13 protein-coding genes are annotated in these 15,144 nt (G+C 72.5%); 3 read left to right on the top strand and 10 right to left on the bottom strand.

Translation table 11 applies throughout. The annotated features are described in order from the left end of the window. Window positions 1–42: 42 nt before the first annotated feature. Complete coding sequence (locus tag ACZ5WG_RS18600; protein ID WP_468724377.1) at window positions 43–564, top strand: YbaK/EbsC family protein; 522 nt, start codon at window positions 43–45, stop codon at window positions 562–564. Here ACZ5WG_RS18600 and ACZ5WG_RS18595 read toward each other — a convergent pair. Genes ACZ5WG_RS18595 through ACZ5WG_RS18580 form a run of 4 tightly spaced genes read right to left on the bottom strand, consistent with a single transcriptional unit; the run spans window position 556 to window position 4,378 of the window. Beyond that, entirely contained in the window at window positions 556–1,731 is a 1,176-nt protein-coding gene (locus tag ACZ5WG_RS18595) for a serine hydrolase domain-containing protein (protein WP_468724375.1), read from the bottom strand. The two genes, ACZ5WG_RS18600 and ACZ5WG_RS18595, sit on opposite strands and share 9 nt — an antisense overlap. A 28-nt stretch (window positions 1,732–1,759) precedes the next feature. Further along, window positions 1,760–2,530, bottom strand: coding sequence for an energy-coupling factor ABC transporter ATP-binding protein (locus tag ACZ5WG_RS18590; RefSeq protein WP_468724373.1), 771 nt, complete (start codon window positions 2,528–2,530; stop codon window positions 1,760–1,762). Beyond that, window positions 2,518–3,279, bottom strand: coding sequence for a cobalt ECF transporter T component CbiQ (cbiQ, locus tag ACZ5WG_RS18585; RefSeq protein ID WP_468724371.1), 762 nt, complete (start codon window positions 3,277–3,279; stop codon window positions 2,518–2,520). The genes ACZ5WG_RS18590 and cbiQ overlap by 13 nt, the downstream gene beginning before the upstream one ends. A gap of 1 nt (window position 3,280) precedes the next feature. Next, the gene (locus ACZ5WG_RS18580) at window positions 3,281–4,378 is read right to left on the bottom strand and encodes an energy-coupling factor ABC transporter permease (RefSeq protein WP_468724369.1); all 1,098 of its coding nucleotides are present in this window, start codon (window positions 4,376–4,378) and stop codon (window positions 3,281–3,283) included. Between the two features lie 181 nt (window positions 4,379–4,559). On the opposite strand from ACZ5WG_RS18580, the gene ACZ5WG_RS18575 reads away from it, so the two are divergent. Continuing rightward, window positions 4,560–4,982 (top strand): SsgA family sporulation/cell division regulator, encoded by a 423-nt coding sequence (locus tag ACZ5WG_RS18575; RefSeq protein ID WP_468724368.1) that lies wholly within the window; start codon window positions 4,560–4,562, stop codon window positions 4,980–4,982. 71 nt (window positions 4,983–5,053) lie between these two features. On the opposite strand, the gene ACZ5WG_RS18570 is transcribed toward ACZ5WG_RS18575, so the two are convergent. Together ACZ5WG_RS18570 and ACZ5WG_RS18565 are read right to left on the bottom strand one after the other, a co-directional pair. Further along, window positions 5,054–7,261, bottom strand: coding sequence for an MMPL family transporter (locus tag ACZ5WG_RS18570; RefSeq protein ID WP_468724366.1), 2,208 nt, complete (start codon window positions 7,259–7,261; stop codon window positions 5,054–5,056). A 116-nt stretch (window positions 7,262–7,377) separates the two neighbouring features. Then, entirely contained in the window at window positions 7,378–7,968 is a 591-nt protein-coding gene (locus ACZ5WG_RS18565; RefSeq protein ID WP_468724365.1) for a TetR/AcrR family transcriptional regulator, read from the bottom strand. Between the two features lie 153 nt (window positions 7,969–8,121). Here ACZ5WG_RS18565 and ACZ5WG_RS18560 point away from each other — a divergent pair, with 153 nt between their 5' ends. Beyond that, the gene (locus ACZ5WG_RS18560) at window positions 8,122–11,412 is read left to right on the top strand and encodes a S41 family peptidase (RefSeq protein ID WP_468724364.1); all 3,291 of its coding nucleotides are present in this window, start codon (window positions 8,122–8,124) and stop codon (window positions 11,410–11,412) included. A gap of 67 nt (window positions 11,413–11,479) precedes the next feature. On the opposite strand, the gene ACZ5WG_RS18555 is transcribed toward ACZ5WG_RS18560, so the two are convergent. From ACZ5WG_RS18555 to ACZ5WG_RS18540, 4 genes are all read right to left on the bottom strand, one after another. Beyond that, on the bottom strand, window positions 11,480–11,653 hold the full coding sequence (locus ACZ5WG_RS18555) for a hypothetical protein (protein ID WP_468724362.1): 174 nt from the start codon (window positions 11,651–11,653) through the stop codon (window positions 11,480–11,482). A gap of 76 nt (window positions 11,654–11,729) precedes the next feature. Then, window positions 11,730–12,623: an SDR family oxidoreductase gene (locus ACZ5WG_RS18550; protein WP_468724361.1), complete on the bottom strand. Its 894-nt coding sequence runs from the start codon at window positions 12,621–12,623 to the stop codon at window positions 11,730–11,732. Further along, window positions 12,620–13,534, bottom strand: coding sequence for an alpha/beta fold hydrolase (locus ACZ5WG_RS18545; protein ID WP_468724359.1), 915 nt, complete (start codon window positions 13,532–13,534; stop codon window positions 12,620–12,622). Before ACZ5WG_RS18545 ends, ACZ5WG_RS18550 begins: the two co-directional genes overlap by 4 nt. Further along, window positions 13,531–15,081 carry a flavin-containing monooxygenase gene (locus ACZ5WG_RS18540; protein ID WP_468724551.1) on the bottom strand — a complete coding sequence of 517 codons (1,551 nt, stop codon included), beginning with the start codon at window positions 15,079–15,081 and terminating at the stop codon, window positions 13,531–13,533. The genes ACZ5WG_RS18545 and ACZ5WG_RS18540 overlap by 4 nt, the downstream gene beginning before the upstream one ends. Window positions 15,082–15,144 lie beyond the last annotated feature (63 nt).

Raw genomic sequence — 15,144 nt, 5'->3', positions numbered from 1 at the left:
ACGGCGTCGCGGGGGTGGCGTGCGGGGCGTTAGCGTGCCCGCATGACGACCAGCACCCATCCCCGTTTCGCGGAAGCCCTGGCCGAGCTGGGGCTCGAGGTGACCGTACGCACCTTCCCGGACGGCACCCGGACCGCCGCCGACGCGGCAGCCGCGATCGGCTGTGACCTCGGCCAGATCGCGAAGTCGCTGATCTTCGCCGCGGACGGGGTGCCCGTGGTGGTCCTGATGGACGGGGCCTCGCGGGTGGACGTGGAGGCGGTGCGCCGGGAGCTCGGCGCGCACGAGGTCACCCGGGCTGATGCGGCGCTGGTCCGGGAGACCACGGGCTACGCGATCGGCGGCGTCCCGCCCTTCGGGCACCGGATCCGGACCCGGGTCCTGGCGGACCGGTCGCTGCTGGCCCACGAGGTGGTCTGGGCGGCGGCGGGAACCCCGCACTCGGTGTTCCCGATGGCCCCGCAGGACCTGATCACCCACGCGGGCGCCACCCTGACCGACGTCCGCGAACGCCGACCCGCGCAGCGGCGCTCGGACGGGGCCCCGGCCGACGGGTCACAGTGAGGTCTGGACGGCTCTGACCAGGGACTGGGCCCGGGGGTCGGCGGTGACCGACTTGGCGTGGGCGTTCGTCACGTAGCCGAAGCCGATCCCCGCCTCCGGATCCGCGAAGCCCAGTGAGCCGCCCCGCCCCGGGTGGCCGAACGACGCCGGGGACAGCAGCGGCGAGGCCGGGCTGTGCAGCATGTAGCCCGGTCCGAAGCGCGTGTTGACCACCAGCACCCGGTCCGGCCCGGACGAGAGCTCCGTACCGGCCAGCCGGACCGTCTCCGGGGTGAACAGCCGCGGTCCGTCCTCCGTGTCGCCCAGCAGGGCCGCGTACAGGCCGGCCAGGCCACGGGCCGTGCCGATGCCCGCCGATGCCGGGAGTTCGGCCGCCCGGAACTCGGGGTCGTTCTCGTCCGCGAGCGGCGTGATGGCCGCGAACGCCCGCCGGGTCAGCGAGGACGGGTCCGCCCAGGCCTCCGAAACGTTTCGCCTGGGTCGCGTCCGAAGACCCCCCGCCGTCTGCGGCGGGTCCACCGGGCCCACCCGGCCGACGCGCGCCGTCTCCGCCTCCGGCAGGCCGATCCAGAACTCCAGCCCCCGCGGGCCCGTGACCTCCTGCGCCAGCCACTGCCCCGGCGAAGCCCCGGTCACCCGCAGCACCAGCTCCGACAGCAGCCAGCTGTACGTCTGCGCGTGGTAGCCGTGCGCGGAGCCCGGCTCCCAGAAGGCCCGCTGCCCGGCGACGGCACGCGCCCCGGAAAGCCCGTCCACCGCCTCGGCCGGGGTCAGCGGTACGTCCAGCGCCGGCACCCCGGCCCGGTGTGCGAGCAGGTCCCGGACCAGCGCCCGCTCCTTGCCGCCCGCCTTGAACTCCGGCCAGTACGCCGCCACGGGCGCATCCAGGTCCAGCAGCCCGCGCTGGTGCAGCAGCAGCGGTACGACGGCGGCCACGCCCTTGGTGGCCGAGCGCACCACCTGCGCGGTCCCGGCCGCCCACGCCTCGCCGTCGACGTCGCCGTCATCGCCGTCGACGTCCCTCGGGCCCGCCCACAGGTCCACGACCTTCCGGCCGTCCCGGTACACGGCCACCGCCGCGCCCCGGTCCCCGAGCACCTCGAAATTGCGCACGAAGGCGTCCCGGACGGCCTCGAAGCCCTCCGCCACCTCACCCTGGATGTTCACGAGCGGTCCAACAATCGCCTGATCCGACTTATGCCACCGACACCGAGCGCGGGTCGAAGCCGAACGGGAGCTCCAGCCGGTGGGCCCGCATCAGCCCCTCGTCGCACAGCAGGTCCTGCGTGCGCCCGTCGGCCGCGATGACGCCCTCGCTCAGGATCACCGCGCGCGGGCACAGCTCCAGCGCGTACGGCAGGTCGTGGGTGACCATCAGCACCGTCACGTCCAGCGAGCGGAGGATGTCCGCGAGCTCGCGCCGCGACGCCGGGTCCAGGTTGGACGAGGGCTCGTCCAGGACCAGGATCTCCGGCCGCATGGCCAGTACGGTCGCCACCGCGACCCGGCGGCGCTGCCCGAAGGACAGGTGGTGCGGCGGCCGGTCCGCGAAGGCCTCCATGCCGACCTGCTCGAGCGCCTCGCGGACCCGCGTCTCCAGTTCCGCACCCCGCATCCCGGCGGCCGCCGGCCCGAAGGCCACGTCCTCGCGGACGGTCGGCATGAACAGCTGGTCGTCCGGGTCCTGGAAGACGATGCCGACCCGGCGCCGGATCTCGGCGAAGTTCCGCTTCTCGACCGGCAGCCCGGCCACCGCCACCGTGCCGACCCCGCCGCCGAGGATGCCGTTGAGGTGCAGCACCAGCGTGGTCTTGCCGGCGCCGTTCGGGCCGAGCAGGGCAACCCGCTCGCCCTTCCCGACGGTCAGGTCCACCCCGAAGAGTGCCTGGTGCCCGTCCGGGTAGGCGTACGCGAGGCCGGAGACCTCCAGGGAAGGCGCATGGGTCACAGCAGTCACAGGATCCATCCCATCAGACAGACGGCGAGCGCCGCCGCCGGGAGTACGGCCGCGTACGCCCACTGGGCGCGGGTGGCCACGACTTCGTCGATCACCGGCATCGAGCCGGCGTAGCCGCGGCTGACCATCGCGAGGTGGACCCGCTCACCGCGTTCGTAGGAGCGGATGAACAGGGCTCCGGCGGTCTTGGCCAGCACCCCCCAGTGCCGGACGCCGCGGGCCTCGAACCCGCGCGAGCGCCGGGCGATCGACATCCGCCGCAGCTCGCCGGTGATCACGTCGCCGTACCGGATCATGAAGGAGGCGATCTGCACCAGCAGCGGTGGCAGCTTCAGCTGCTGGAGCCCGAGCAGCAGCGCCCGCAGTTCGGTGGTGGAGGCGAGCAGGACGGACGCGGCCACCCCGAGGGTGCCCTTGGCCAGCACGTTCCAGGCGCCCCACAGTCCGGAGACGCTGAGCGACATGCCGAGCACCTCCACCCGCTCGCCCTGCGCCACGAACGGCATGAGCACGGCGAAGGCCACGAACGGGATCTCGATCAGCAGCCGCCGCAGCAGGAAGCCGGCCGGGATCCGGGCCGCGGCCGCGACGGCCGCGATCAGGACCGCGTACAGCCCGAAGGCCCACACCGCCTCGCGCGGGGTGGACACGACGACCACGACGAACGCGAAGGCCGCGGCCAGCTTGCAGTGCGGCGGCAGCGCGTGGACCGGCGAGTGCCCGTGCCGGTAGAGCTTGTGGGCATGGCCCGCGCCCACCTCAGACCGCCGAGGTCGAGGCGGCCCCGGCGGCCGTCACGTCCTGCGCGCGGCGGCGGCGCACGGTCCAGAAGATCCCGGTGCCGACGGCGACGGTCGCGCCGACGCCGATGACACCGGCGAGGCCGCCGGAGAGGCGGGCGTCGTCGACGTCCTTGACGCTGTAGTCGGCGAGCGGGGAGTCTGCGGCGGCGTGCTCCTTCACGTTCTGGTCGATGCCCTTGTCGGCGGCTACCTTCTCGAGGCCGTCGGGGCTGGCGGAGGCGTAGAAGGAGACGAAGCCGGCCAGTACGAGGGCGGTGACCAGGCCGGTGATCCACACGGGCTTCGTCGAGCGGGCGGCCACGGCCGTCGGCACCGCAGCCGGGGCAGCGGCCGGAGCGTCGACCAGCTCGCCGCCGATGCGCAGCTTCAGGGGCGCGGCCAGCCCGCGCGCGCCGTGCACCAGGTCCGGCCGTACGGCCAGTACGGCGCCCACGGTCGCCGCGGTGATGACCGCCTCGCCGATGCCGATCAGCACGTGCACGCCGACCATGGCGGTGAACACCTTGCCGAGCGGGACGTCGGTGGTCCCGCCGAGGGCGTACAGGAGGCTGAACATGACGGCCGCGCCGGGCACCGAGAGCAGTGCTCCGGCGAAGGCGGCGACGGTGACCGAGCGGCGGGTGTCCGGCAGGAGCTTGAGCAGCCCGCGGAAGACGGCGTAGGCGACGACCACGGTCACGACGCCCATGGTCATGACGTTGACGCCGAGGGCGGTCAGCCCGCCGTCGGCGAACAGGACGCCTTGCATGAGCAGCACCACGGACACGCACAGCACGCCTGTGTAGGGACCGACGAGGATCGCGGCGAGCGCCCCGCCCAGCAGGTGTCCGCTGGTGCCGGCGGCGACCGGGAAGTTCAGCATCTGGACGGCGAAGATGAACGCGGCGACGAGTCCGGCGAGCGGCGCCGCCCGTTCTCCCCCAGAGCCTTCGGCCTGGGAGGTGCCCCCGAGCTCTCGGCGGGCACCGCGGAGGCTGACGGCCACCGCGCCTGCGGCGGCGACACCTGCGGCGATGGAGACGGGGGCGTCGATGAAGCCGTCGGGCACATGCATGGGGCTGCTCCGCTTCCTGCGGTCTTTGAGCTGGCAAAGTCTTTAACCGCTCAAGAATAGTGCCCAATTGCAAATCCTTGGCAAGAGCGTCCGCACCACAAATACGGCCGCGCAGATTCGTGGGAATGTGCGAGGCTGGGGGCAATACGGACTCATATGTTCCGATTTGAGGAGTCTTGTCGTGTCAGCCACCGCCGAGAATCCCCCCACGGCCTCAGCCGCCACCGCCGTCGCCACCGCCGTCGTCGCCGCCGCTGTCGAGGAGCGCGTCACCGCCCGCGTGATCACCGACGACCCGCTCTACCGGAAGATCCCGGTCGCCCTGCGCTTCGCCCCCGCCGAGCCGCTCGCCGTACGGATCGTCTTCCCCGCCGGGCTCTCCCCCGAGGGCACCGACAACGAGTGGGTCTTCCCCCGGGCCCTCCTCGAGGCGGGCCTCCAGGCCCCGACCGGCACCGGCGACGTGCGCGTCTGGCCCTGTGGCCGCGTCCAAGCGGTCGTCGAGTTCCACTCCCCCGAGGGCGTCGCAGTGATCCAGTTCGACATCGCCGCGCTGCGCCGCTTCCTGCGCCGCACGAACGCCCCCGTCACCCGGCAGGCGTAACAGGACGAGACGAAACGGGCCCGGCCCCGCACTGGTGATCAGTGCGGGGCCGGGCCGACGTGTACGTAGGGTCAGGCGTTGACCAGCTCGCGGTCCTTGTCCGGGCCCTCCGCCTTCGGGGACCGGTCCGCACCCTCGAGGTGCTTGCGCAGGCTCTCGCCCTCCACGTCCACGTTGGGCAGCAGCCGGTCCAGCCAGCGCGGCAGCCACCAGGCCTTGTGGCCGAGCAGCGCGAGCACCGCCGGGACGATCGCCATGCGGACGACGAAGGCGTCGAAGAGGACGGCGATGGCGAGGCCGAAGCCGATCATCTTGATCATCTGCTCGCTGGCGCCGATGAAGCCCGAGAAGACCGCGATCATGATGACGGCAGCCGCCACGACGACCCGCGCGCTGTACTGGAAGCCGGTCACCACCGCCTGGCCCGGGCGCTCGCCGTGGACGTACGCCTCACGCATGCGGGTGACGAGGAAGACCTCGTAGTCCATGGCCAGGCCGAAGACGACGCCCACCATGAAGATCGGCATCATGCTCATGATCGGACCGGTCTGCTCCACCCCGAAGAGCGAGCCGAGCCAGCCCCACTGGAAGACCGCGACGACCGCGCCGAGGGCGGCGACCACCGAGAGCAGGAAGCCGAGCGCCGCCTTGAGCGGGACCAGGATGGAACGGAAGACCACCATCAGCAGCAGGAAGGCGAGGCCGACCACGAGCGCCAGGTAGGGCAGCAGCGCGTCGTTCATCTTCTGCGAGAAGTCGATGTTCATCGCGGTCGCACCGGTGACGAGGACGTCGTCGCCGCTGCCGTCGCGGATCTCGTGGACCACGTCCTCCGTCTGCGTGGAGGACGGGCGGTCCTTCGGGACGACCGTGATCACCGAGGCGTCCCCGGCCTCGTTGGGCATCGGCGGCATGACCGCGGCCACGCCCTCCAGGCCCTTGATCCGGTCGACCGTCTTGTCGGCGAGCGCCTTGTCCCCGTCGACGACCACCATCAGCGGGCCGTTGAAGCCCGGGCCGAAGCCCTCGGACAGCAGGTCGTACGCCTTGCGCTGGGTGGTGGAGACCGGCTGGGCGCCGTCGTCCGGCAGGCCCATCTCCAGCTTGCTCGCCGGGATCGCGATGGCGCCGAGGCCGATCACACCGACGAGCAGCACCATGACCGGGCGGCGCAGGACGAAGCGGGCCCAGCGGGTGCCGCCGTTGGCCTTGGGCTCGGCTCCGGCGGGCTTGCCCTTGCCGAACAGCTTGCTCCTCCTGCCGGCCGGCAGGACCTTCTTGCCCGCGAAGCCCAGGATGGCCGGGACCAGCGTCAGGGCGACGAGGACGGCGATGACCACGGTGCCCGCGGCCGCGAAGCCCATCTTGGTCAGCATCGGGATGTTGACGACGGCCAGGCCCACGAGGGCGATGACGACGGTGAGACCGGCGAAGACGACGGCGGAGCCGGCGGTTCCGGCGGCCCGGCCCGCGGCCTCGTCCCGTTCGTGGCCCTCGGCGAGCTCCACGCGGTAGCGGGAGACGATGAAGAGGGCGTAGTCGATGCCGACCGCGAGGCCGATCATCATCGCCAGGGTGGACGTGGTGGTGCCGAGGTCCAGGACGTTCGCGAGCGCGGTGATGGAGGAGACGCCGATGCCCACGCCGATGATCGCGGTCAGCAGCGGCAGCCCGGCCGCGATCAGCGAGCCGAAGGTGATGACCAGCACGATCGCCGCGATCACGATGCCGACGATCTCGCCCGAGCCCGTCTCGGGGGCCGTCATCAGGGCGTCGCCGCCGATCTCGACGGTGAGCCCGGCGCTCTGGGCAGCGGTGCCGGAGTCCTTGAGCGCGTCGCGCGTCTCGTCCTTCAGCTCCATGCCGCTGACGGTGTACTTGACGCTGACGTACGCGGTGGAGCCGTCCTGGCTCACCGCCTGGGCCTGGTACGGGTCGGTGACCGAGGCGACCTCGGCCTTGCCCGGGCCGTCCTTCAGACCGGAGACGATCTTCTCGACCTCGGTCTTGTACTTCGGGTCGTTGACCGAGGCGCCCGCGGGCGCCTTGACGACGATACGGGCGGTGGCGCCGTCGGCGGCCATGCCCGGGAACTTCTCGTCCAGCACGTCGAAGGCCTTCTGGGCCTCCGTGCCGGGTATGGAGAACGATCCGGAGGTGGGTGCGGACGCCGTCGCCGCGCCGAAGCCGGCGGCGAACAGCAGTGCCACCCAGACGAGGGCGACGAGGCCGCGGCGCCGGAAGGCGCCCCTGCCGAGTCGGTAGAGGAAGGTAGCCACGGAGGCGGGTCTCCCGTTCAGGTCGTGGGATGGATCCGGGATGGATCAGGGCGTGGAAAGCCGGCCCGACGACGAGAGCGGCGTGTCAGGAGCAGCAGGAAGGAGTGCGGGCAGACTCAGACGCCGAGGGCGGGGAAGACCACGGAGTCGATGAAGTCGGCGAGGAACGCCTGGTCCACCGATCGGTCCTCCATCAGCGGCAACGCGATGAAGGCGCCGATCAGCATGTGCGGCACGAAACGGATTGCGGGGCAGTCCGGGGCGACCTCGCCCCGGTCCACGGCCCGCTGCAGGATCTCGTCGAGGCCGGAGATCTCCGGCTCCATGAGCAGCCTGCGCAACGCCTGGTGGAGTTCGGGACTCGTGTGGACGGCGTGGGCGAGCCCCCGCAGGAGCGCGGTGTCCTTCGCCATCTGCGCGTTGTCGGAGAGCTCGACCATGCGGTGGAAGTCGCCGCGCAGCGTGCCCGTGTCGATCTCCCGGAGGGAGGCCGGCTGGGTGCAGCGCAGCGCCCTGGCGACCAGCTCGGGCTTGCTCCCCCACTGGCGGTAGAGGGTGGCCTTGCTGGACTTCGTACGGGCGGCGACCGCGTCCATGGTCAGCGCCTCGTAGCCGACCTCGCGGAGGAGGTCGAGGACCGCCTCGTGGAGTTCGGCTTCCCGCTCGGGGGTGATCCGGCTGCGCCGCGACGAGACTTCTTCGGGCATCTCCGGCACCTCCCTTCCGAACGAAACTGTTTCGTACACCGATGACGATACCCCTGTCGCGAACGAAACGAAACCGTTCCGTTTCGCTGAGGGGAGTGGCATGGATCACCTGTACGAGTTGCCAGGCCCCCTCTGCGCGGAAAGCATTGTGGGGTGAGTCACGACGGCGCGTACCTCCGCTTCCCGCACCTCCACGACGATCTGCTGTGCTTCGCCACCGAGGACGACCTCTGGGTCGCCCCGCTCGTCCCCGAGGGCGAACCCCCCGGCCGGGCCTGGCGGATCACCGTCGACCGGACCAGAGTCGGCCACCCCCGATTCTCCCCCGACGGACGGCACATCGCCTTCACCACCTGGCGCAGCCTCGACCCCGAGGTCCACCTCGCCCCGGTGGACGGCGGCCCGGCCCGCCGGCTCAGCTACTGGGGCGCCACCGACACCCGCGTCTGCGGCTGGACCCCGCCCGACAAGGACGGCCACAGCGACATCCTCGCCGTGTCCTCGCACGGCCAGCCCTTCTCGTACTACGCCTGGGCCTACAGCCTGCCGACCGACGGCTCGCCCGGCGGCAGGCTCCCCTGGGGGCCGGTCTCCGACATCGCAGTCCACGACGAGCCGGGCGGAGAGCGGCGCACCCTGCTGCTGACCGGCAAGCCCCCGCACGAGCCCGCCGCCTGGAAGCGCTACCGCGGCGGCGCCACCGGCCGGCTCTGGCTGCACGGCAAGCAGCTGCTGGAGGACCTCGAGGGCCACCTCGACGCCCCGATGTTCGTGGACGGCCGGATCGCCTTCCTCTCCGACCACGAGGGCATCGGCAACCTGTACTCCTGCCTGCCCGACGGCACCGACCTGCGCCGGCACACCGACCACGAGGAGTTCTACGCCCGGCACGCCTCCAGCGACGGCTCCCGGGTCGTCTACCAGTGCGCCGGGGACCTCTGGCTCGTCGACTCCCTGTCCCCCGGCGCCGCCGCGCGCAGGCTCGACGTCCGCCTCGGCGGGCCCCGCGCGGGCCGCCGTACGTACCAGGTCCCGGCCGCCAGCCACGTCGACTCGCTCTCCGTCGACGCCACCGGCCGGGCCAGCGCGGTCGTCATCCGCGGCAGCCTGTACTGGCTCACCCACCGCGACGGGCCCGCGCGGACCATCGCCGACACCCCGGGCGTGCGGGTGCGGCTGCCGGAGATGCTGGGCAGCAGCGGGCAGGTCGCGTACGTGACGGACGCGGAGGGCGAGGACGCGATCGAGATCGCCTACCTCCCGCGGGCCTCCGGGGACCGGGAGCCGCGCCGGCTGGCCTCCGGCGAGCTGGGCCGCGTACTGGAACTGCTCTCCGATCCGGACGGGGAGCGGCTCGCCATCGCCTCCAACGACGGGCGGCTGCTGCTCATCGACGCCGGCGAGGAGTCCAACGGTGAGGCCACCGAGCTGATCCGGTCCATCAACGGGCCCGTCACCGACCTGGCGTTCTCGCCCGACGGGGCCTGGCTGACCTGGTCGCACCCGGGCATCGGGCGCTCCCTGCGCCAGATCAAGATGGCCCGGATCTCCGGCCCCGGCCCGCGCTCGATCGTGGACGTCACCAACGGCCGTTTCGAGGACGACCACCCGGTCTTCACCCGCGACGGCCGCTACCTGGCCTTCCTCTCCTGGCGCGGTTTCGACCCGGTGTACGACGTGCACACCGGCGACCTGTCGTTCCCGCTGGGCTGCCGCCCGTACCTGGTGCCGCTGTCCTCGGCGACCCCCTCGCCGTTCGCGTTCACCCCCGACGGCCGCCCGGCGGCGGGCGGGCTCGACCCGGGCGAGGGCGAGGCCGCCGAGGCCGCCGAGGGCGACGGCGCGGTCATGGTGGAGGTGGAGGGGCTGGAGAGCCGCGTCACCCCGTTCCCGGTGACGGCCTCGAAGTACTCGGCCCTGTACCCGGTCCACGGCGGCGGACTGGTGTGGCTGCGCTGGCCGATCTCGGGCGCGCTCGGCGAGACCTTCGCCAACCCGACCGACACCAGCGGCAAGCCCACCCTGGAACACTTCGAGATCACCAAGGCGCGCAAGACCGAACTGGCCTCCGGCCTGGACTGGTTCGCGGTGAGCGGCGACGGCACCCGGCTCGTCGTCAACGACGACGGCGACCTGCGCGCGGTCCCCTCGACCGAGTCCGGCGACAGCGACTCCACCGTCTACCTGGACCTGCGGCGCATCCTGCACGAGGTGGACCCGGCCGCCGAGTGGCGCCAGGCCTTCGAGGAGGCCGGGCGGCTGATCCGCGCGTACTTCTGGGAACCGGACATGTGCAACATCGACTGGGACGGGGTGCTGCGCCAGTACCGCCCCCTGGTCGAACGGGTCGCCTCGCCCGACGAGTTCGCGGACCTGCTGCGCGAGGTGCTCGGCGAGCTCGGTACCTCGCACGCGTACGTCTCCCCCGCGCGCCGCAACGAAGGCCCGCCGCACTACCAGCGGCCCATCGGGCTGCTGGGCGCCAACCTCGTGCCCCGCGAGGAGGGCTGGGTGCTCGCGCGGGTCCTGCCGGGCGAGTCCTCCGACTCCAAGGCCCGCTCCCCGCTCGCCGGCACCGGCATCCGGGAGGGTGCCGTGCTCACCCACGTCGACGGCCGGCCGGTGGACCCGGTGACCGGGCCCTATCCGCTGCTCTCGGCGGCCGGGGGCACCACGGTCGAGCTGACCTTCAAGCCCGCGGAGGGCGAGGGCCGGGCCCGGCGGGTGGCGATCGTGCCGCTCATCGACGAGCGGCCGCTGCGCTACCAGGACTGGGTGTCGAAACGGCGCGCGGTGGTCCGCGAGGTCAGCGGCGGCAAATGCGGCTACCTGCACATCCCCGACATGGGCGGCTCGGGCTGGGCGCAGTTCAACCGGGACCTGCGGATGGAGATGTCCCGGCCCGCGCTGATCGTGGACGTGCGCGGCAACGCGGGCGGGCACATCAGCGAGCTGGTGGTGGAGAAGCTGACCCGCTCGATCCTCGGCTGGGACCTCACGCGCAACGCCCAGCCGGTGTCGTACGCCTCCAACGCGCCCCGCGGTCCGATCGTGGCGCTGGCCGACGAGGCGACCTCCTCGGACGGCGACATGATCACGGCGGCCTTCAAACTGCTCGGGCTCGGCCCGGTGGTCGGCCAGCGCACGTGGGGCGGGGTGGTCGGGATGACCGGCCGGCACACCCTGGGCGACGGCACGGTCATCACGGTGCCGATGAACGCCGCCTGGTTCCCGGAGTACGGGTGGTCGGTGGAGAACCACGGCGTGGAGCCGGACCTCGCGATCCTGCGCACCCCGCTCGACTGGGCCGAGGGGCGGCACGCCCAGCTGGACGATGCGGTGCACCTGGCGCTGGAGCTGCTGGAGCAGGAGCCGGCGGCGGTCCCGCCCGGCTACGCGGACGTACCGGACCTGCGGCGTCCGAAGCTGCCGCCGAGGCCGTAGGGCACGGGGAAGGGGCGCGACCTGTGCACTGCACGGGCCGCGCCCCTTCCGCCACGAACTCCGGGCGTCAGAAGTCCCAGTTGTCGTCGAGCTCGTCGTGGACCTTTTCCTTCTTCTTCTTGGCCTGCCCGGAGGCTTGCGCACCGCGCTCGGACGCTTCGTCCTTCGCGCTCCTCCCGGGCTCCTTGGCCTTGTCCTTGAGCTCTTGCGCCTTGTCCTGGAACTGGTCCTTGATGCCCATGCTGTTCACTCCTGGAGGGGTGTAGGGGACTGGGCCTCGACCAGATTTGCACGACCGGACAAAGCTCGCATTTCGATCAATGGCGCCCGGTGTCCTGCGTGCGCTCCTTCTCGTCGGCGGCCCCTCCGGCCCCCACAAGTCCCCTGGAGACACTCGCCAGCCTGGGCTCGAAGCGCTTCATCTCCCGCTGCCCGACGGTCGCGATGATCCCGGGCAGGTAGCCGCGCACGCCCTGCATCCCGCGCAGCCACCACTGCGCGTACACGTGCGGCGAGCGCCGCTCGATGCCGGCCACGATCCGGTCCACGGCCGGGCCCAGCGGGTACGTGCGGTTCGACGGCCAGGGCAGCCGCCGGCGCAGTTCCCGCATGACCTCGTCCTGGTCCGCGCCGCGCACCATGTCGGTGTCGGTCCACGAGAGGTAGCCGACGCCCACCTTGACGCCCTTGTAGCCGACTTCGGCGCGCAGGCAGTGCGCGAACGCCTCGACGCCGGACTTGGAGGCGCAGTACGCCGTCATCATCGGCGCCGGGGTGATCGCGGCGAGCGAGGCGATCTGCAGGAAGTAGCCGCGACTCTCGGTGAGTACGGGGAGGAAGGCCCGGGCGGTGACCGCCCCGCCGATCAGGTTGACCTCGATCACCCGGCGCCAGGCGTCGGGGTCGGAGTCGGCGAACGGCCCGCCGGCGGCCACGCCTGCGTTGGCGACGACGATGTCGACCTTGCCGAAGCGCTCCTTGACCTCCTGCGCGACCCGGGCCATGGCCTCGTGGTCGGTGACGTCGGCGTGCCAGTGGTCGCTGTCGGTGTGCAGCCGTTCGGAGACCTCCTTGAGGGCCTCCGGCTCCAGGCCCACCAGCGCCACCTTCGCGCCGCGTGCGGACAGCTTGCGGGCGAGCAGCTCGCCGACCCCGCGTGCGGCGCCGGTGACGACGGCGACCTGGCCTTCCAGACTCCTGCGCGCACTCACCGCGTGACCTCCTTCAAGAAGTGCGCGCTCAGCTCGCGCACGGCGTTCGTGACGGCCTCGGGGGCCTCGATCGGGGTCATGTGCCCCATGCCGGTCAGCTCGGTCAGCCCCACGCAGTGCGGCAGCGCGGCGGCGAGCCCCCGGGCGTGCACGATCGGTGTGAGCCGGTCGTTCTTGCCGCCGATGACGGCGGTGGGCACGGTGAGCGCCGCCAGGTTCGCCTCGAGGTCCAGCCCGGCCAGCACCTCGGACCAGGCGTACCGGACCCCGGTGGGGCAGGCGTGCACGATACGGGCGCAGGCCTCGACCCTGTCGGGCGCGGACCCGGGGCCCATGGTGGCGTACTTCAGCACCCGCTTGGCGACCGGCGTGACGGGCCCGAGCGGGGCGCGTGCGCCGAGTACCGCGCCGGTGATACGCGTCCGCACGCGCCCGGGGCGCAGCGGCACGACCAGCGCCTCCGCGACCAGTCGGGCGCTGCCGGTGCTGCACAGCAGCGCGGCCGCGGTGTGCTCGGCGAACTCCGGCCGCCCGGCGGCGGCCATGATCGTCATCCCGCCCATGGAGTGTCCGGCGACGACCGCCCGCCGGCCGGGGGCCAGCGTGGCCCGCAGCACGGCGACCAGGTCGTCGGCGAGGGCGGTGGTGTCGTAGCGGGAGGCGGCGGGGCTGCGCCCGTGCCCGCGCTGGTCGTACGCGATGACCCGGTGGTCCCTCGAGAGCTCCCGGATCTGCGCGGCCCAGAAGGCGGTGGAGCAGGTCCAGCCGTGCGCCAGCACCACGGCCGGCGCGCCCTCGTCCCCGTGCTCCTCGACGTGCAGCCGGGCCCCGTCGGCGGAGACCGCGACCAGTTCCCGCCGGGGGGCGGGGGGTGCGTACGGCCCGGAGGTGACGTGCGCCGGCCGGCTCATGCGGCGCCCTCCCCGGCGTTGGCCTGCGCCGCCCGGGCGGGGACTGGCTCGCGCTCGGCCTCCCTGAGGCGGACGACCTCGTACTCGGAGAGGTCCACGCTCCGCGTCTCCTTCCGGAACTCGCCGGTCGTGCCCGGCCAGACCGTCGTATTGCGCCCCTGCGCGTCCAGGTACCAGCTGGTGCAGCCGCCGGTGTTCCACACCGTCCGCTGCATACGGGCCTGGACCTGCCGGTTCCACTGGTTCACGGCGGAGGGCCGGGCCGCGAGCGCGACCCGGCCGCCCAGGCCGCCTCCATCGAGGAGGGCGAGCTGGCGCAGGTAGTCCGCCATGTAGTTCAGCTGCGACTCGATCATCAGGATCATCGAGCTGTTCCCGAGCCCGGTGTTCGGCCCGATGATCGTCATCCAGTTCGGGAAGCCGGCCGCCGTCGCCCCGCGCAGCGACTGCATCCCGTCCTTCCAGTGGTCCGCGAGGGTCCGCCCCTCCGCGCCCACCACCCGGTCGGCGATCGGCATGTCCGTGACGTGGAAGCCGGTGCCGAAGACGATCGCGTCGGCCTCGGTCTCGGTCCCGTCGGCCGCGATCAGTGTGTTGCCGCGGATCTCCTTGAGCCCTGAGGCGACCAGGTCCACGTTCGGCCGGGCGAGCGCCGGGTAGTACTCGCTGGAGAGCAGGATCCTCTTGCAGCCGATCCGGTACGCGGGTGTCAGCTTGGCCAGCAGCGCCGGGTCCTTGATCGAGCGCGCCATGTTGGCCTTGGCCAGCGACTCGATGAGCCCGAGCTGGTTCGGCCGCTTGGTGAACGCGCTGACCTGGAGCTCCCGGATCCCCCACAGCAGCCCGCGGCGGGCCGCCCGGGTGAACGGCAGCTGGCGGTGCAGCCAGCGCTCCACACTGCTGATGGCCCGGTCGGTGCGCGGCATCACCCACGGCGGGGTCCGCTGGAACAGCGTGAGCCGCTCCACGTCCGGCGCGATGGCCGGCACGATCTGGATGGCCGAGGCGCCGGTGCCGATCATGGCGACCCGCTTGCCGCGCAGGTCGTAGTCGTGGTCCCAGCGCGCGGAGTGGAAGACCTTGCCGGGGAACTCGGCGAGCCCGGGGACCTCCGGCGTCTTCGGGTCGGACAGCGGCCCGGTGGCGGAGACGACGACATCGGCGGTGAGCTCCCCGGCCGAGGTCTCGATCTCCCACCTCAGCCCGTCGGCGTCCCAGCGCATCATCCGGACCTCGGAGCTCAGCCGGATGTGCGGGCGCAGGCCGAAGGTGTCGGCGACGTGCTCCAGGTACGCCCGGATGGCCGGCTGGCCGGAGAAGGTCCGCGGCCAGTCGGGGTTGGGAGCGAACGAGAACGAGTACAGGTGGGAGGGGACGTCGCACGCACACCCGGGATAGCTGTTGTCGCGCCAGGTCCCGCCGACGGAGTCGGCCCGTTCCAGTACGACGAAGTCCGTGATCCCCTCGCGCCGCAGCCGTACGGCCGCGCCCAGCCCGCCGAACCCGGAGCCGATCACTGCCACTCGTACGTGTTTGCGCTCGCCCATGCCACCCCTGCCGCCCATGCCCGCCGCCTTCCGCTTCCGCAGTCCCAGCCCAGCCCGGTCACA

The sequence above is a fragment of the Streptomyces sp. NPDC032745 genome, assembly GCF_055579465.1.
Note: the sequence above shows the minus strand (reverse complement) of the source record. Positions and strands in the feature narration are given on the sequence as shown.